Origin of the sequence: Shinella sp., assembly GCF_049651085.1 — a bacterium.
GTDB lineage: Bacteria > Pseudomonadota > Alphaproteobacteria > Rhizobiales > Rhizobiaceae > Shinella.
This window is the reverse complement of sequence record NZ_JBASBL010000021.1, coordinates 134442-152338: the sequence shown is the minus strand read 5'-3', so window position 1 is coordinate 152338 and position 17897 is coordinate 134442. Positions and strand designations below refer to the sequence as shown.

Here is a 17897-nt window from a genome sequence, read left to right as displayed (position 1 = left end):
CGGAAGCGTAATTTTCCAGCACTCTGCGCGGACGGCTCCCTCGGGGCCGTCCGTTTTCGTTTCTGCAGCTGATGGACCGTGCCGTCACGAGGCAGGCTTGCGACTACCTGTTCAGCGTTTTGCCGAGGCGGCCGGCGAGGTCCTGCACATATTGCCAGGCGACGCGACCGGAGCGCGAGCCGCGTGTGGTGGCCCATTCGAGCGCCTCGGCGTGCAGTTTCTCGCGCGGCAGATCAAGATCGAAATGGCCGGCATAGCCGTCGATCATCTCGAGATATTCGTCCTGGCTGCACTTGTAGAACCCGAGCCAGAGGCCGAAGCGGTCGGACAGGGAGACCTTTTCTTCCACGGCTTCGGACGGGTTGATTGCCGTCGACTGCTCGTTCTCGATCATGTTGCGCGGCAGGAGGTGCCGGCGGTTCGATGTTGCGTAGAGCAGCACATTGTCCGGCCGTCCCTCAACGCCGCCATCAAGCGCCGCCTTCAGCGACTTGTAGGAGGTGTCGTCATGGTCGAAGGACAGGTCGTCGCAGAACAGGATGACCGGGAAGGGCAGGTCCTTCAGGATATCCAGAAGCGTCGGCAGCGTCGCGATATCCTCGCGATGCACCTCGATCAGCTTCAGCCCGCTTGCAGTTTCCTTCGCCGCAAGCGCATGCACGGATTTTACCAGCGACGACTTGCCCATCCCGCGCGCGCCCCAGAGCAGCACATTGTTGGCCGGCAGGCCGCGGGCGAAGCGCACCGTATTGTCGACGAGGATGTCGCGGACATGGTCCACGCCGCGAATGAGATCGATGTCGATACGGTTCGGGCGTTTCACCGCCTGCACATGCTGGCGCGCGGGCGCCCAGACGAAGACGTCGGCGGCGTTCCAGTCGTTGACGGCGGGGGCGGGGCCGGCGAGGCGTTCCAGCGCGGCGCTGACGCGGCCGATTTCTGCCAGCAGCAGCTTGACGTGATCTTCCTGCAATGTCTCTCTCCTCATGCTCCCTGCCGGGTAGCATGCGACGGCCGGGGACGAAAAGAGGGAAAGCGCTTGAAAAACGAGAGCCTCGCTGTCTCGTGTGTTGCATTCAATGCCTGCTTGCCTATATTCCGGCAACCGAAATGGCCCCTCTGGCCGCGCAAATTCAATATTTCAAGGAGTAGCTGATGTTCATTACCGAGGCCTTCGCCCAGACGGCGGCACCCGGCGGCGCAACGGGCGGTGCAGACATCCTCATGTCGGTCCTGCCGTTCCTGCTTATCTTCGTGGTGATGTATTTCCTCATCATCCGTCCGCAGCGTGCCGCCATGAAGCGCCGCGAAGAGCTTCTGAAGAACATCCGCCGCGGCGACCAGATCGTCACGGGCGGCGGCATCGTCGGCAAGGTCACCAAGGTCGTCGACGACAGCGAGCTTGAAGTCGAAATCGCCGAGGGCGTCAAGGTGCGCGTCGCGCGCAGCGGCGTCAGCGAAGTCCGCGTCAAGGGCGAACCCGTCAAGGAATAAGCTTGGCCTGCCGCCCGGCCGGGGATACCCTCGGCCCGGCGGCCCGACTGGTTTTCAGCCGGCCCTGGCGCCGGACCTAAGTCGAGACCCCGATGCAGCAATCCGCCCGCTGGAAGACACTTTCGCTCTGGCTCGCCCTCGTGGCGAGCTTTCTTGTCATCCTGCCGAGCCTTTTGCCGGCGCGCATGGCAAACGAGCTTCCCGGCTGGCTCGCCGCGCATCGCCTCGTTCCGGGCCTTGATCTGACCGGCGGATCGCGTCTCGTTCTGGAAGTTTCCCGCGCGGACATTGCCGCCGAACGGCTTCGGGCCGGGGTGGAGACGATCGGCAACGCCCTGCGCGCCGCCCGCGTTCCCCATAGCGATCTCAATGGCGCCGATGACGCGATCGACGTGACCGTGACGGCGCCGGACCGCGTCGATACTGCACGCGAGGCCCTCACGGGCCTTGGTCTCGGCACGCTCAGCGAGCCGGAAAACGGGCAGTTCCGGATCGTGTTGTCCGCTTCGGCCGTCGATGAAGCAATCAGCGCTGCATCGCTGGGCGCCGTCGATGCCGTGCGTCGCCGGGTGGAGAGCCTCGGCATTCCCTCCCTCCTCGTTGCGCGCGGCGACCGCGACCGCATCACCGTCTCCATGCCGGGCCTCACCGATCCGCAGCGTGTGAAAGACATGCTCGCGCAGGTCGGCGGTCTTTCCGCCCGGCTGGTCGATGACAGCATGCCGGTCAACACGGCAATCGAGGATGGTGCACCGGCAGGCTCTGAAGTCCTCTATTCCATAGGTGAGCCGCCGGTCGGCTATCTGGTGAAGCAGGACGACCTCTTCACCACGGTCGACGTCGCCTCGGCGCAGCCCGCCGCCAATGGCGAGCCCTTCATCGAATTCGTGCTGAAGGCCGAGGCTGCCGAACGGCTTGCCGCCTTCACCAAGGAAAACAGCGGTCGCATCATCGCCATCCTGCTCGACGGGCAGGTCATCTCGACCTCGCAGATCCAGGGCGCGATCGTCGACGGCGTTGGCCGGCTTTCCGGCGATTTCGATGCGGAAGGTGCGGCCAACATTGCCCGCGTCGTCGCCAGCGGCCCGCTGCCAGCCCCGCTCACCATCATCGAGGAGCGCTCGATCGAGCCGGCGCTCGGCACGACAGCCGTCAGCACGGTGGTGATTGCGCTGGTCGCCGCTGTTGCCGCGGTCGTTGCATTCATGACCTTCTTCTACGGCGTGCTCGGCGTCATCGCCTCGCTGTCGCTGTTCTTCAACGTGCTTTTGACCTTTGCAATCCTTGCGCTCGTCGGCATGCCAATCTCGCTGTCGATGATTGCGGGTGTGGTTCTGACCGTCGGTCTTGCGGTCGATGCCAGCGTGCTGATCTTCGAGCGTATCCGCGAGGAAACGAAAAACGGCCGCTCGCTGCGCGATGCCATCGATATCGGCTTCGGCCGTGCCCGAACCACGGTGCTGGACGCATCCGCGACGATGCTGATCGCCGTCGCGCTGCTCTTCCTGCTCTCGGCCGCGCCCGTTCGTGCCTTTGCGCTTACCGTTGGCATCGGGCTTCTGGCAACGCTCTTCACCACCTTCACTCTGACGCAGCGCCTCGTGCGGGCCTGGCTTGGCCGCAGCCATGCGACGCATCTGCCGAAGAGCGTGCGCACCGGCCTGTTCGACCGGCTCAACCTGCGCTTCATGGCGGTTCGCAACGTCGTGTTCCTCGCAACAGCTGCGCTCTCGCTGGTCATTGCCGGTCTTCTCATGCTCGGCGAATTGCGGCTCGGCATCGATTTCACCGGCGGTGCGGCGATGGAGATCCAGGCCAAGTCTGGCGATGCCGATCTGTTCGATATATCCGCGCGTCTTGCCGATGCCGGCATCGATGTCCTGAGCATCGACACCCATGGCGACGCGCGCCGGTCGCTCGTGCGCCTGACCTCGCAGGGCGAGGGGGAAAATGCCGAGCAGACATCGGTGCTCGTGGCACGCGGCGAGCTGGAGGATGCCTATGATTTCCGCCGGGTCGAGGTGGTTGGCCCGGCCATTTCCGGTGAGCTAATCGATACGGCGACACTCGGCTTCGTTGCCGGCCTTCTGGCGCTGGTCGCCTATATCTGGATCCGCTTCGAGTGGCACTTCGCCATCGGCGCGGTGATCGCGCTGGCGCATGACGTCTTCTTCACGCTCGGGTTCCTTGCTATCGCCGATATCGAGTTCAATGTCAGCGCTGTCGCTGCGCTGCTCACGGTCGCCGGCTATTCGCTGAACGACACGATGGTCGTCTATGATCGCATTCGAGAAAATCTCCGGCATTTCAAGCGGATGCCGTTGCCGATCCTGATCGATGACGCCATCAATCGCACGCTCTCGCGCACCGTGCTGACCTCGGCCACGACGCTGATCGCGCTTGCCGCGCTGGCATTCTTCGGCGGCGAGGCGATCCGTACCTTCGCGCTGACGCTGCTCTTCGGGGTGGCGATCGGCACCATTTCCTCTATCTACATTGCCGGACCGATTCTCATTCTGTTCCGCCTCAGGCCGGAGAGCTACCGCCCGGACAAGGGCGGTGCAGGGACGGGCACGGAGGCGACAGGAACCAATGGCTAAAGGCATCGAAATCCGGGAGGCGCATTTCCCCGGGCGTGCGCCGATCGACGCATATGGCAATGGCGGCTTCCGCTTTGCCGACATGTCGCATCGCGGCTCCATCCTCTGCCTGCCGTCCGGCATTTACGGCTGGAACAAGACGGAGGATACACCGCTTGTTGTCTCCGACCTGCAGCGCGTGCTGGACGAGGCGGGCGACATCGAGGTTCTGCTCGTCGGTACCGGAACGGAAATCCGCCCGCTGTCGCCGGAAATCAAGGCTGCGCTGAGGGAGCGGAATATCAGGTCCGATCCGATGAGCACGGGCGCGGCCGTGCGCACGTTCAACGTCATGCTGGCGGAGAGCCGGGCGGTTGCCGTCGCACTCATCGCCGTTTGATCCGGAAGGCCAATTTGCGGACGTGACCAGTACAATACAAGACAACTATGCGCACTGCCTGACGGTGCTCCGCGACACCGATCGCGATCGATACCTCGCCTGCCTGCTGGCGCCGGCGGAAAAGCGCGGAGCGCTTGCCGCTCTCTATGCGTTCCATGCCGAGATCGCGCGGGTGCGCGACGTGGTGCGCGAGGCGCTTCCCGGCGAAATCCGCCTGCAATGGTGGCGCGAACTTCTGGAAGGCGAGGCGGACGGCGAAGCGATGGCCAATCCGCTCGCCGCCGGCCTCATGGCCTGCGTCAAGGAACACCGCCTGCCGGTCGCCGTGCTGACGGACATGATCGAGGCGCGAATCTTCGACGTCTACAACGATCCGATGGAAAACCGCGCCGCGCTGGAGGGCTATGCCGGTGAGACGGCCTGCGCGCTGATCCAGCTTGCAAGCCTGATTCTCGATCCGCAGGAAGCGCCGAAATCGGCGGAAGCGGCTGGCCATGCCGGCGTCGCGCAGACCGTTGCCGGCATCCTCCTGATGCTGCCGATCCATCGTCGGCGCGGACAGGTCTATCTGCCGACCGACCTGCTTGCCGCAACGGGCCTGACGCCGGAAGCCCTGCTCGACGGCAGCGACAGGATAGCGGCCGCCCGTGCGATAGAAGCTTTCGCAGGACTCGGCCGCGAGCATCTTGCCAAGGCGCGCGCCGCCGGCGGCATCTCGGCCTCGAATCGCTCCGCGTTTTCGCCGGTTGCGATTGTCCCGCATGTCCTCGATGCTGCGGGAAAGGCAGGAGCGGCGGCCCTCGATCGTACCCTTCAGCCGGCCCAGTGGCGTCGGCAATGGTGGATGTGGCGTTCCATGCGGCGGGGCGCGTTCTGAAGGCTTCAGCCACCTGAAAGGCCGAAAAAGTCAGCAATCATTGTGCAGGCTTGTCCGCCGTGCTTGACGGGACGCAAAACTGGCGCAAGCCTTGTCGACTTATAGTGACGTGATCATTCGTGGAGGAGTGGATCGATGCTCTGGACCATCACCATCGTCTGCCTGTTTCTCGCCGGCCTGATCTTCCGTCAGAGCTTCCGCAAGCGGAACGAGGAGCGGGAAACGATGGGCGAGGATGCCGGGCTTGCCATTCTGGAATTCGGCCGGGCCTTTCCGGGAGAGGCGATCCGTGAGGTGATCAGCACGGCGAACGGCCGGACCGTGTTCCTGCGACTGCACGATGGCAAGGCCGGTTGCATGCACGCGCATGGACACCACTATACCTGCCATCTGATCGAGCCCGGCACGGTGCGCGTTTCCAGCGTCGGCCCCCGCCGCCTCGAGGTTCAATTCGCCAACGCGTCCTTCGAGGGCGGCACTTTCGAGTTTCGCGACGAAAAACAGGCTGCGGAAGTCTCGCTCTGGCTTCTTGGCAGTTTCAGGCCGGTCATTGCCGGCCCAGACCCCGAGATTGCCGGCCGGCCGAGCTAGAGAGTTTCCGGTGAACCGAAATTCACCGGATTCACCTGAAACGCCTTGAAAATCAGCGCTCGAGCCAGCCGGCGCAGTCTTCCAGCGCCCGGGCCGCGGTCGCCTGCTTCTTGGCGATCGCCTTGTCCTTGCCACGGAAGCGCTTCATGCCTTCCGGCTTGGTCACCGTACCGGGCTCCAGCGGCGGAAACAGGCCGAAATTGATGTTCATCGGCTGGAAGGAACGCTTGCCCGGCTCGTCGTCGGAGACGATGTGGCCACCGGTAATATGGTTGAGCAATGCGCCGAAGGCCGTCGTTTCAGGCGGCAGCGATGGCGTCCCGCCCAGGCGTTCGGCGGAAGCGAAGCGACCGGCGAGCAGGCCAATGCTGGCGCTCTCCACATAGCCCTCGCAGCCGGTGATCTGCCCGGCAAACCGAAGGCCCGGCCGGCCCTTCAGCGTCAGAGAACGGTCGAGCAGCGTCGGCGAATTGATGTAGGTGTTGCGGTGGAGACCGCCGAGACGCGCGAATTCTGCATTTTCCAGCCCGGGAATGAGGCGGAAGATCTCCGCCTGCGCGCCGTATTTCAGCTTCGTCTGGAAACCGACCATGTTGTAGAGCGTGCCGAGGGCATTGTCCTGCCGCAGCTGCACGACCGCATAGGGCTTGACCGTCGGGTTGTGCGCGTTGGTGAGGCCCATCGGCTTCATCGGGCCGTGACGCAGCGTCTCGCGGCCGCGTTCCGCCATCACTTCGATCGGCAGGCAGCCGTCGAAATAGGGTGTGCCTTCCCATTCCTTGAAGCCGGTCGTGTCGCCGGCGATCAATGCGTCGATGAAGGCATTGTACTGCGCTTCATCCATCGGGCAGTTGATATAGTCCTTGCCCGTGCCGCCGGGGCCGACCTTGTCGTAGCGCGACTGGAACCAGCAGGTATCCATGTCGATGCTCGGCGTGTGCACGATCGGCGCGATGGCGTCGAAGAAGGCCAGCGAATCGGCGCCGGTGCGCGCCTGGATCGCGGCGGCAAGCGAGGGAGCGGTCAGCGGGCCGGTGGCGATGATCGCCTGGTCCCAGTCCTCCGGGGGGAGCCCCGTCACTTCCTCGCGCGTGATGGTGATCAGCGGATGGCTTTCGAGCGCGGCCGTGACGCTTTCGGAAAAACCGTCGCGGTCGACCGCAAGCGCGCCGCCGGCCGGAACCTGGTTGGCATCGGCCGAGCGCATGATCAGCGAGCCGGCCAGCCGCATTTCGGCATGCAGCACACCGACCGCATTGCTCGTCGCATCGTCGGAGCGGAAGGAGTTGGAGCAGACGAGTTCGGCAAGACCGTCCGTCTTGTGGGCATCCGTGCCGCGCACGCCGCGCATTTCATGCAGGATGACGGGAACGCCGCTTTCGGCGATCTGCCAGGCGGCTTCGGAGCCGGCAAGGCCGCCGCCGATGACGTGAATGGGAGCAGGAGAAGAGGTCTTTGTCATGGGCGGTTCGTTACCATGGAGACCGGCGCAATCCAAGGAAAGAGTGGTGCGCTCTGCAATGCCCGGAATCAAAAACGGCACCAGATGGTGCCGTTTGAAACGTTCCTCGCGCGTCGCCGTTTCCGGCCGCAGCGTCGGAAATCCGGCTGGTGTCTTAGCGGAAGGAACGGGCTGCAATGTCGCGGATGTCGTAACGGGTCAGGCCGATGTCGGACAGCGTGTGGTTCGACAGGTTGCCGAGTTCGTTCATCGTGCGGCGGTAGGAAATCCAGTTCTTTGCGATGCGGATCGGGTTCATGTTCTTCTCCTCGAGATGTTGGCCGGCAGGTCTGTCTTACCGGTTTGTGACGCCTGTATACGCGACACTTCTGTTAATGTGCAGTGCAAAGAAAATGCAGCTGCTATGCATTTGTGCAATAAGACGGTCACCAAAAGCGCAGATGGAGCGTCTCGTTGCAGCAGGGTCGCAAAACGCCGGAATTGCAGGCAACTGGACAAGCTGGTTGCCCGGATTTCGGCGTTGTTTGCCTGGTCGCAGATGGAAACCGCGACATTGTGCGTCGCAATATATCCGCAAATGAAAGCGCCCTTCCACTTTCGCGGAAGGACGCTTGAAATCAATGGATCCGGATGGATCGGTCGGCTTAGATCGTAGCCTTGCGAGCGATGTACGGAATATCGCTGCGGCCGATGCCGAGGTCACGAAGTTCGCGGTCGCTCATGCGGCCGAGTTCGTTGACGGTCTGACGGTACTTGCGCCAGTTGTTGAAAGAGCGTGCCAGGTTCATGTTCATTACCCCTTTCTTGGGCTTCCTACTGAGCGGCCGCTCGTCGTTGGCGCCGCTCTGATCTGTTGATTTGGAATATACGTTGCGCCGCAAAAAAGACCAGCGCTGGAACAGCACGGCACCTATGCGCTAAATGCATGTCAAGCAAAAATTTTGGCAAAATTCTGGCTGAATTCCGGGCTTTTGGCCACAATGGTTAAGACTGCGAGGCTTCCACTGTATGGGTGCAGTGCAAAAAGCAACGCCCGCCGGGGGAGGAGGTCCGGCGGGCGTTGCTGATCTCGATTGGCAGCTTGGGAGGAGGAGGGGCTGCCAATCCTGTCGGGGGCGTAGGGAGGAGGAGATCGCCGTCCGACTGATGGGCTTCATATAGTGCGCCGACCTGCCTGGCGGTAGCGCTTGATTGGAATGGCACCCATGCATCTCGCGCATGCATGCTGCGCTGCGTGACCAAGCCTGCGCAGGGATTGCGCGAAAGACGGGTCGGCATGGGAGTTTTCCGGGGAACGGGGTGGTTGCGTGCAATGAGCGCAAACAATAACGCCCGCTGGGGGAGGAGGTCCAGCGGGCGTCTATTGGTGATTGGCAACTGGGAGGAGGAGTGTTGCCAATCGTATCGGAGTGACGCTGGGAGGAGGAGTGCGTCGCTCCGAATTCCTATCGATCCCCGTTTCCGGAGCGTCGGGTCTTGCGGCGTCATGCCGGGCGTTCGACCAATTCGCCCTCCCGTTCCTCTGTCGACTTGCTGTGCGCGGCGCCGTGATTTGCGGGCTGGATCAGCTCTGATCCGATGACTGGACTATAGACTCGCCCGTCGAATTTGTGCAGTGCAATATGGGAATGGATGATATGCATCCGCTGCATGCCCCGAAATCGAGAATCTGACCTGCCTCGCATGGTTAGATTTGCCATGGATTTCTTAGTTTCTCGTTAATCCTGGCTGCCCGGCTGGCCAATTTTAGGGGTTTCGAACGGGAAATTGCCCGTATTTCGATTTTTTGCTCCGATTGCGAATTTTCCCGGGCTCTATATCGTCCGTGTTGACAGGGTCGGAATCAGCCGGCCCTGATTGCATTTTGCCGAATGGAGCGGGAACGGATGTACAGGGGCAGGTTGGAGCGCGATCTCAAACTCTGGGAGACGCAGGGCCTCATCGATGCGCAGACCGCCGGGAGCCTGCTCAAGGAATACGATTCCCGCGAAAATTCCTTCAGCCTCGGCCGCGTGCTGATGATCATTGCGGCGCTGCTCGTCGCTGCGGCCGTTCTGCTGCTCGTTGCCTCTAACTGGGAAGCCATCCCGCGCCTTGCCCGGCTTGTCGGTATTCTCGGCGTCATCTGGGGTGCCTATCTTGCCGGCGGCGTGCTCGTCATGCGCGGGGCGGAGCGGCTTGCCGCCGCCTTCCTCGTGCTCGGCACGCTGGCCTTCGGCGGGGCGATCGCACTGGTCGGGCAGATGTATCATCTGTCGGGCGATACGTTCCAGGCGATGCTCGTCTGGTTTGCCGGCGCGGTCGCAGCGGCCGCGCTGTTCCGCTCCGGCGCCGTCACGGCAATTGCTGGCTTCCTCGCCTTCGTCGTGGCGGGAGCGGACTGGACCCAATCCTACAGTTCCGACGAGACGGTGCTGCTGTGGCTGATGCCGCTGATGGCGGGCATCATCATCCTGCTCGTGCGCTATACGGGTGCAGACCGGGTCAGGCACCTGGCCTATCTGCTGCTCGTGTCGTGGCTTGCCTATATATATAGCGAGAACGAGACGCCGACGGTCGCAATCGCCATCGCCTCGGGCGGCGCGGTCGCCTATCTGCTTGCCGCCGTGCCGCAATCGCCGCTTCATGCGATCGCCCGCAGCGCGGGGGCCGCACCCGCCTTCTATTCCTATCTCGTGCTGCTGCTCGGTCTTCTCGTGCTGCATGCCGAATTCGACGACGTCTCGGACCGGCTGGTCCTCGGCGTCATCACGCTGGGCGCGGCCATTGCCGGCATTGCGTTGTCCGGCAAGGAGAACGGTGCGGTGCGCTATCTCGGTTACGCCGCCTTCGCCGCCGAGACACTCTATCTTGCGTCGGAAACGATCGGCTCGATCATCGGCACATCCGGCTTCTTCCTCGTTTCCGGTGTCGTCGTGGCGCTGATCGCCTGGGCGGTGATCGCGTTGGAGCGCCGCTTTTCCACGGCTGACACCAAGGCGGAGGCTTGAGCCATGACCGTATCGCGTTTCCTTCGCATCCCGCCGCTGGTTGCGGCCATCGCCGCCGCGGCGCTCCAGACGGCCGTCATCGGCTACATGGTCGAAAGCCGCGCCGCCATCCTGCGCAACGGCGCGGACATCAAGCTGAAGACGCAACCCGTCGACCCGCGCGACCTTTTGCGCGGCGACTATGTGATCCTGTCCTATCCCATCTCGACGATCCCGAAGTCCATCGTCACCGGCGAGGTGCCCACGGGCGGAACGCGCTCGCGCCTCAACGTTCGCCTGAAGCCGGGCGCGGACGGGCTCTGGAGCGCGACGGAGGCAAGTTTCGGCATCCTTGCGCCCGAGGACGGCAGTGTCTTGCTGCGTACCATGCCGTTCGATTTCTATTCGACCGGGGCCGGCGACATTCCCGATACGCTCTTTGTCAGCTACGGCATCGAGCGCTATTATGTGCCGGAAGGCGAAGGCAAGGTGCTGGAGGATGCTCGCAACCAGGAGGAACTGGAAGTGGAGGCCCGCGTCTCGGCCGATGGCACGCCGCAGATCGCCCGGCTGATCCTGCGCGGCGAGCCGGTCTACGACGAACCGCTCTATTGAAAGCCGTTGCCTGGAAGAACGCCAGCCTGCCGCATTTTTCCTTTGATCCGCCGGAAACGGGTGATATAGAGACGCCGCGCTCGGAAGGCGCCATGAGCAGCGGCATATGCCGCCCGTGGCAAAGCGGTTTCTGAGACGCGGGTATGGTGAAATTGGTAGACACGCCAGATTTAGGTTCTGGTGCCGCAAGGCGTGGGAGTTCAAGTCTCTCTACCCGCACCAGAGCCACGAAGTGCGGGGCAAGGTTCCGTGCGGCGTGGAGCAGCGCTGCATAGTCCCTCAAATCACATGCGATTTGAGGGACTATGCAGCGGATTCATGATTTGCAGCGTCCTTTGCGCACCGTGAATGGCGTGCGGTGCTGCGGAGAGCGCCATTTTGCTTGCCAAAAGGCCACCGAATTCAGTAAAGCCACTGCCGGCAAATGGACCGGCGGGGTGCTCGCCTTAAACCGGAAGACCGGTTGAGCATCGCCAACTCGAAATGAAGGTTTGAACATGCAGGTTATCGAAACGCTCGCTGAAGGGCTGAAGCGCGAAATCAAGGTCGTCATCCCGGCCAAGGACATGGAAGCTCAGATGATCGAGCGTCTTGAAGACGTGAAGGGCCGTGTCCGCATCAACGGCTTCCGTCCGGGCAAGGTGCCGTTCGCGCACGTCAAGAAGATGTACGGCAAGTCCGTCATGGCCGAACTCGTCAACGAGATCGTCCGCGACCGTCCGTCCTCGATTCTCTCCGAGCGTGGCGAAAAGTCCGCAACGCAGCCGGAAGTCGCGATGACCGAAGACCAGGCCGAAGCGGAAAAGATCCTCGCCGGTGAAGCCGATTTCGAATTCACGCTGTCCTATGAAATCATTCCGACCATCGAGCTGAAGGACAATTCCGGTATCGCCGTCACGCGCGAAGTCGTTGAAGTCGACGCCAAGGAAGTTGACGATCAGATCCTGAAGATCGCCGAAAGCGCCCGTTCCTACGAGACGAAGAAGGGCAAGGCCGCCGATGGCGACCGCGTCACCATCGACTATCTCGGCAAGGTTGACGGCGTTGCCTTCGACGGCGGCAAGGACGAGGACGCAGAACTCGTTCTGGGTTCCAACCGTTTCATCCCGGGCTTCGAAGAGCAGCTCGTCGGCCTGAAGGCTGGCGACGAGAAGGTCATCACCGTGAACTTCCCGGCTGACTACCCGGCTGCAAACCTCGCCGGCAAGGAAGCCACCTTCGACATCAACGTCAAGGACGTCGCCGCTCCTGCCGAAGTCGAGATCAACGACGACCTCGCCAAGAAGCTCGGCCTCGAATCGGCCGACAAGCTGCGCGAAATCGTCCGCGGCCAGATTGAAAGCCAGTACGGCTCGGTCACCCGCCAGAAGGTCAAGCGTCAGATCCTCGACCAGCTCGATGAGATGTACAAGTTCGACACGCCGGAGCGCCTGGTCGACGCCGAGTTTGAAAACATCTGGCGCCAGATCAACACGGACCTCCAGCAGTCCGGCAAGACCTTTGCCGACGAAGACACGACGGAAGAAGCCGCTCGCGAAGAATATCGCAAGCTCGCCGAACGCCGCGTCCGTCTCGGCCTCGTTCTCTCGGAAATCGGCGAAAAGGCCGGCGTCCAGGTGAGCGACGACGAAATGCAGCGCTCGCTTTACGACCAGCTCCGCCAGTTCCCGGGCCAGGAAAAGCAGATCCTCGAATACTTCCAGAAGACCCCGGGTGCAGCAGCCTCCCTGCGCGCGCCGATCTTTGAAGAAAAGGTCGTCGATCACCTGCTCAGCGAGATCAAGGTAACGGACAAGACCGTTTCCAAGGACGAGCTGATGGCTGACGACGAGGAAGGCTCCGACAAGGACGCCAAGAAGGCTGCGCCGAAGAAGAAGGCTGCTGCCAAGGCTGAAGCTGCGGAAGGCGAAGAAGCCGCTCCGAAGAAGAAGGCCCCGGCCAAGAAGAAGGCCGCTGAAGGCGACGCCGAGTAATCGGATCGATACCCAAATGTGAAAAGGCCGCCTCCAGGCGGCCTTTTTGTTGGCAGCCAGGAAGAGGCGCCACGCGTATCGACGGATTTCACCCCAGGGTCAGCAGCAGCGCCCGGTGATCCGAAACCTCCGGCGACTCGACAACCGAAAACGCAGCAACCTGCGCTTGCCGGTTCACCAGCATGTAGTCCGCGTAACGTTCCGGCTTTGTATAGAGCGACGTGCGCGTATCGGTGAAGCCGTTGCCGGTGACGAGGTCGGCAAGTTCGAGGCGTGCGAGGATATTGAAGGTGCTGCTTTGCGGCAGGATATTCAGGTCGCCGCAGAGGACAAGCGCTTCGTCGCTGTGATGCAGGCGCTCGATCAGGGCGACGAGCGCTTCCGCCTGCGCCTCCCGGCAAGGCGTGTCGCCTTTGCCGTTCTCCGTTCGCAGGCCATGGCATTGCACGATGCAGATCGGCCGGTCTGCCTCGTAGTCGTACAGGCGGAAGGCATGTGCATTGCGCGAGCGGGGATGGGCGCCGAAGCCGTGCGGGGAGAATGCCTGGTGCACGAAGTCGAGCGCCTGGCCGATGACGGCAAAATCCTGCCGGATGAAGGTGGCGAGCCCGAATTCCTGCCAGCAGGCCTGCTCGCCATCCACCAATTCGCCGCGCATGGAGGGCGCGAAGAAGCCGTCATGCGCGGGCAGGGCGGCGGTGATGTCCTTGTAGAGATTGGCGCGCTGCTGCAGCTCGACCGCGCCATCGCGATAGGTCAGCCAATCAGACCGCGCGCGAATGGCGCGCGGCACTTCCTGCAGGCAATAGACGTCGGCGTCGACCTGGGCGAGGTAATCGATGAGCGGGGTGTGCAGCATGCCGCCCCAGACGTTCAGCGACAGGATTTTCATGCGTCGCTCCCTTGGCGGGGGTCAGCCCTTCTGCGACAGGTCGCCCATGCGGTTCCAGGCGTCGAGGCCGGCGATCTTGTAGGCTTCGGCGAGCGTCGGATAGTTGAAGGTGTTCTCGACGAAATATTCGACGGTGCCCTTCAGGTTGAGGACGGCCTGGCCGATATGGACGAGTTCCGTCGCGCCTTCGCCGACGATGTGCACGCCGAGCAGGCGGCGGGTCTTCAACGAGAAGATCATCTTCAACAGGCCGGAATCGAGGCCCATGATATGGCCGCGCGAGGTTTCGCGGAAACGCGCCATGCCGCACTCATAGGGAATGCCGCGCTCCTTGACCTCTTCCTCCGTCAGGCCGCAGGTCGAGATTTCCGGCACGGCATAGATGCCGTAGGGGAAATATTTCGGCGGCTCCTTGGCGATGGCGCCGACGGCGACACGGGCCGCGATACGGCCCTGTTCCATCGAGGTGGAGGCAAGGCTCGGGAAACCGACGACGTCGCCGGCGGCATAGATATGCGGCACGTCCGTCTGGAAGGTTTCCGGGTTCACGCTGAGGCGGCCGCGCGAATCGGCCGAAAGGCCGGCGGCGGCAAGGTTCAGGCTGTCCGTCGCGCCGACGCGGCCGGCGGCGTAGAGCACCATGTCGCAGGTGACGCGGCGGCCATTGTCCAGCATGATCTCGCACTTGCCATTGTCGCGCTTTTCCACCGCCTCTGCCTTCTGGCCGAGGATCAGCTTCATGTTGCGGTCGCGCAGCTGGTAGACGAAGTCTTCGACGATTTCCCTGTCGATGAAATCGAGGATGGTCGATTTCGGGTCGATGACCGTGACCTGCGTGTCCAGCGCTGAGAAGATCGTGGCATATTCGATGCCGATGACGCCCGCGCCGATGACGGCCATGGAGCGCGGCAGTTCCTTGATGTCGAGCAACTCGTCGCTGTCGAGTACGCTGACGCCGTCGAACGGGATGTTGTCCGGGCGATAGGGCTTGGTGCCGACGGCGAGCATAATGCTTTTGCCGCCTACCTGGATCGTCTCGCCGTCGTCCTTGACGATCTCCATCGTCTCGGGTGTCAGGAACCTTGCCTTGCCGCGGATATGCTGCACGCGGTTGCGGGCGAACTGGTGTTCCAGCACGTCGACTTCATGGTCGAGCGTGATGAGGAGGCGGCGGCGCAGGTCGTCGGCGCTGATCTCCTCCTTTACCCGGTACGAGCGGCCATAGAAACCGCGCTCACGCCAGCCGGAAAGGTTCAGCGCCGTCTCGCGCAGCGTCTTCGAGGGGATGGTGCCGGTATGCACCGAGACGCCGCCGACGCGCTTGCCCTGTTCGATGACCAGAACCTTGCGCCCGAGCTTGGCGGCCTGAATGGCGCCGCGGCGGCCTGCGGGGCCGCTGCCCACGACGACGAGATCGTATTCCTGCATGTGAGATAGCCCCAGTCTTTTGCGGGATGAATAGTATTGCGTCGCAGCAATTGTCTTCACCGCATAAATTTCGTCAACCGAATGTGACAGAAAACCATTTCAATCGGATGAAAGTGCGATCACCCGATTTCGTTTCATTGCAAGGCGATTGCGGTCGAAGCGCTTCATGCTTTGGCGGCAATTGCTGCCGGTTTCACATAAGTTTCAACCCCTTGAGGCTGACATGCCCATCCTTGCCGATGATGATGTGGTCATGCACGGTGATACCAAGCGGGCGGGCCGTTTCCACGATCGTCTTCGTCATGTCGATGTCGGCGCGCGACGGGGTCGGGTCGCCGGACGGGTGGTTGTGAACGAGAATGATGGCCGTCGAGGATAGTTCCAGCGCCCGGCGCACCACCTCGCGCGGATAGACCGGCGTATGGTCGACCGTGCCGTGGCCCTGTATTTCGTCTGCAATCAGCGCGTTGCGCTTGTCGAGGAAGAGGATGCGGAACTGCTCGCGCGGTTCGTGCGCCATGGCGGCGTGGCAATATTGGATGACCGAGGACCAGGAGGCGAGCACGGTCTTGTTGCGGATCTCGCTTTTCAGCGTGCGTTGCGCGACGGCCGAGATGAGCTTCAGGTCGAGCGCTACCGCCTCGCCGATGCCCTTCACCTCCTGCAGCAGGGCAGGCGTTGCGCCGAAGACGCTGGAAAGCGTGCCGAAGCGGTCCAGCAGGGCCTTAGCCACCGGCTTGGTGTCGCGGCGGGGAATCAGCCGGAAGAGCAGCAGCTCCAGGATTTCGTAGTCGGCGAGCGCGGTGTCGCCGCTGTCGCGAAAGCGGGTGCGCAGGCGCTCGCGGTGACCGTGATAGTGTTTTTCCTCGCTGAGGGGGACGGCTTTCGCCGCAGTGGGCCGGGCCGGGCGCTCGAAGAAATGGCCCCGCTCGTCGGCATCGTTGAAAAGATCGTCAGCGCCCGCAGGTTTCCCCGCCGTTTCGGCGGCGGGTTTCGTGCCCCTGCGTCCGCGCGATCCTGTCATGGGCGACCTATCCGGGAAGGCCGGGGCGGTCGAGGCCGCCGGGCGAAAGCGTGAAGATCTCGCAGCCCTCTGCCGTCACGCCCACCGTGTGTTCATACTGTGCGGAGAGCGAGCGGTCGCGGGTCACCGCCGTCCAGCCGTCGGACAGCACCTTCACATGGGGCCGGCCGAGATTGATCATCGGCTCGATGGTGAAGATCATGCCTTCCTTCATTTCCGGTCCTTCGTTGGTCCGGCCATAATGAAGGATGTTCGGCGCGTCGTGGAACAGCCGGCCGACGCCATGGCCGCAGAAATCGCGCACGACCGAGCAGCGTTCGGCTTCCGCATAGGTCTGGATTGCCTCGCCGATCGCGCCGGTGCGTGCGCCCGGCCTTACGGCGGCGATGCCGCGCATCAGGCATTCGTGGGTGACTTCCAGCAGGCGCTCGGCGGCGCGCTTGATCTCGCCGACCGGGTACATGCGGCTCGAATCGCCGTGCCAGCCGTCGAGAATGTAGGTGACGTCGATATTGACGACATCGCCCTCGCGCAGCGGCTTGTCGTTCGGGATGCCGTGGCAAACGACGTGGTTGATCGAGGTGCAGCTCGATTTCGTATAGCCGCGATAGTTCAGCGTCGCGGGCAGGGCGCCGTGATCCATGCCGAATTCGAAGACGAAGCGGTCGATCACGTCTGTGGCGACGCCCGGCTTCACGAGCGGATACAGTTCATCAAGGCAGCGGGCCGTGAGCTGGCAGGCCTTGCGCATGCCGGCAAAGGCGTCGGCGTCGTAGAGGCGGATGACGCCCGTGTTCTTCAGCGGCGCGGCAGTCGCGTCGATATAGGTTACCATGGTCGAACTTTCGCTAGTCTTTGAAGACCGTCATAAAACAGCGGCACCGGGTTCGTCCATGGTGATCAATGCCACAGGCCGGATTTGCCGGGATGTAACCTCACATTTGACCGCATAGGCCTCCACTCCGCGCGCCTGCGCCCGGCGAAAGCCGCTGGCATAGGTCGGATCGAGGTCGGCGCAGATGCGGAAGCGCTCGCAATCCTCGCGCTGGATGAGATAGAGCATGACGGCGCGAAAGCCGGCCTCCGCCATGTCGCCCAGCTCCTCCAGATGCTTTGCGCCCCGCGCCGTTACCGTGTCAGGAAATTCCGCCAGACCGGGGGTGCGGCGGAAATGCACGTTCTTCACCTCGACATAGGCCGGTGGACGGCCCTCGCCGGAGAGCAGGATGTCGATGCGCGAGTTGCGGCCGTACTTTCTTTCGCGCTCCAGTAGTGAGTAGGTGGCGAGATCGGCGACGAGGCCGGCCTCAATGGCTTCTTCGGCAAGTCTGTTCGGCAGCCCGGTATTGATGCCGACGACGGTGTCGTCCGCCTCCACGAGTTCGAGGCGGTGGCGGTGTTTTCGCGTCGGGCTGTCGCTTGTCGACATCCAGATGCGCGAACCCGGCGCGGTCAGGCCGCGCATCGAGCCGGTGTTGGGGCAGGAGCCGGTGATCGCCGATCCGTCATCGAGGATGGCGTCAAACAGGAAGCGCTTGTAGCGCTGCACGAGGGTGCCGGAGACGAGCGCCGGATCGAATTTCATGAGATCGT

General features: G+C 62.9%; 17 protein-coding genes and 1 tRNA gene. 9 read left to right on the top strand and 9 right to left on the bottom strand.

Annotated elements, in window-relative coordinates:
• Window positions 1–103 precede the first annotated feature (103 nt).
• The gene (locus WA950_RS13290) at window positions 104–973 is read right to left on the bottom strand and encodes an ATP-binding protein (protein ID WP_424552175.1); all 870 of its coding nucleotides are present in this window, start codon (window positions 971–973) and stop codon (window positions 104–106) included.
• Between the two features lie 182 nt (window positions 974–1155).
• Here WA950_RS13290 and yajC point away from each other — a divergent pair, with 182 nt between their 5' ends.
• The 5 genes from yajC to WA950_RS13265 all read left to right on the top strand — a co-directional run bounded on the left by yajC (window position 1156) and on the right by WA950_RS13265 (window position 5941).
• Window positions 1156–1494, top strand: a complete 339-nt coding sequence (yajC, locus tag WA950_RS13285) for a preprotein translocase subunit YajC (protein ID WP_424552174.1) — start codon at window positions 1156–1158, stop codon at window positions 1492–1494.
• A 92-nt stretch (window positions 1495–1586) separates the two neighbouring features.
• Entirely contained in the window at window positions 1587–4094 is a 2508-nt protein-coding gene (gene secD / locus WA950_RS13280; protein ID WP_424552173.1) for a protein translocase subunit SecD, read from the top strand.
• Window positions 4087–4473: an Mth938-like domain-containing protein gene (locus WA950_RS13275; protein ID WP_424552172.1), complete on the top strand. Its 387-nt coding sequence runs from the start codon at window positions 4087–4089 to the stop codon at window positions 4471–4473. Before secD ends, WA950_RS13275 begins: the two co-directional genes overlap by 8 nt.
• Before the next feature lie 34 nt (window positions 4474–4507).
• Window positions 4508–5350, top strand: coding sequence for a phytoene/squalene synthase family protein (locus WA950_RS13270; RefSeq protein WP_424552397.1), 843 nt, complete (start codon window positions 4508–4510; stop codon window positions 5348–5350).
• Window positions 5351–5485: 135 nt separating this feature from the next.
• A complete protein-coding gene (locus WA950_RS13265; RefSeq protein WP_424552171.1) occupies window positions 5486–5941 on the top strand; it encodes a hypothetical protein in 456 nt (151 codons plus the stop codon).
• Between the two features lie 52 nt (window positions 5942–5993).
• Here the strand turns inward: WA950_RS13265 and trmFO are convergent, their stop codons facing one another.
• From trmFO to WA950_RS13250, 3 genes are all read right to left on the bottom strand, one after another.
• A complete protein-coding gene (trmFO, locus tag WA950_RS13260; protein WP_424552170.1) occupies window positions 5994–7403 on the bottom strand; it encodes a methylenetetrahydrofolate--tRNA-(uracil(54)-C(5))-methyltransferase (FADH(2)-oxidizing) TrmFO in 1410 nt (469 codons plus the stop codon).
• A gap of 154 nt (window positions 7404–7557) precedes the next feature.
• The gene (locus WA950_RS13255; RefSeq protein WP_023511883.1) at window positions 7558–7701 is read right to left on the bottom strand and encodes a DUF1127 domain-containing protein; all 144 of its coding nucleotides are present in this window, start codon (window positions 7699–7701) and stop codon (window positions 7558–7560) included.
• A 346-nt stretch (window positions 7702–8047) separates the two neighbouring features.
• Entirely contained in the window at window positions 8048–8191 is a 144-nt protein-coding gene (locus WA950_RS13250; RefSeq protein ID WP_424552396.1) for a DUF1127 domain-containing protein, read from the bottom strand.
• Window positions 8192–9289: 1098 nt separating this feature from the next.
• Here WA950_RS13250 and WA950_RS13245 point away from each other — a divergent pair.
• The 4 genes from WA950_RS13245 to tig all read left to right on the top strand — a co-directional run bounded on the left by WA950_RS13245 (window position 9290) and on the right by tig (window position 12960).
• Entirely contained in the window at window positions 9290–10393 is a 1104-nt protein-coding gene (locus WA950_RS13245) for a DUF2157 domain-containing protein (RefSeq protein ID WP_424552169.1), read from the top strand.
• Window positions 10394–10396: 3 nt separating this feature from the next.
• Window positions 10397–10987, top strand: a complete 591-nt coding sequence (locus WA950_RS13240; protein WP_424552168.1) for a GDYXXLXY domain-containing protein — start codon at window positions 10397–10399, stop codon at window positions 10985–10987.
• A gap of 137 nt (window positions 10988–11124) precedes the next feature.
• A tRNA-Leu gene (locus tag WA950_RS13235) sits at window positions 11125–11209 on the top strand.
• A gap of 275 nt (window positions 11210–11484) precedes the next feature.
• Window positions 11485–12960, top strand: coding sequence for a trigger factor (tig, locus tag WA950_RS13230; protein WP_424552167.1), 1476 nt, complete (start codon window positions 11485–11487; stop codon window positions 12958–12960).
• Between the two features lie 88 nt (window positions 12961–13048).
• Here tig and WA950_RS13225 read toward each other — a convergent pair whose 3' ends face one another.
• From WA950_RS13225 to sfsA, 5 genes are all read right to left on the bottom strand, one after another.
• Window positions 13049–13852, bottom strand: a complete 804-nt coding sequence (locus WA950_RS13225; protein ID WP_424552166.1) for an endonuclease/exonuclease/phosphatase family protein — start codon at window positions 13850–13852, stop codon at window positions 13049–13051.
• Between the two features lie 21 nt (window positions 13853–13873).
• On the bottom strand, window positions 13874–15280 hold the full coding sequence (gene sthA / locus WA950_RS13220; protein ID WP_424552165.1) for a Si-specific NAD(P)(+) transhydrogenase: 1407 nt from the start codon (window positions 15278–15280) through the stop codon (window positions 13874–13876).
• 193 nt (window positions 15281–15473) lie between these two features.
• Complete coding sequence (gene radC, locus WA950_RS13215; RefSeq protein WP_424552164.1) at window positions 15474–16304, bottom strand: RadC family protein; 831 nt, start codon at window positions 16302–16304, stop codon at window positions 15474–15476.
• A 7-nt stretch (window positions 16305–16311) separates the two neighbouring features.
• The gene (gene map / locus WA950_RS13210; RefSeq protein WP_424552163.1) at window positions 16312–17139 is read right to left on the bottom strand and encodes a type I methionyl aminopeptidase; all 828 of its coding nucleotides are present in this window, start codon (window positions 17137–17139) and stop codon (window positions 16312–16314) included.
• 30 nt (window positions 17140–17169) lie between these two features.
• Window positions 17170–17889 (bottom strand): DNA/RNA nuclease SfsA, encoded by a 720-nt coding sequence (gene sfsA, locus WA950_RS13205; protein ID WP_424552162.1) that lies wholly within the window; start codon window positions 17887–17889, stop codon window positions 17170–17172.
• Between the last annotated feature and the right edge of the window lie 8 nt (window positions 17890–17897).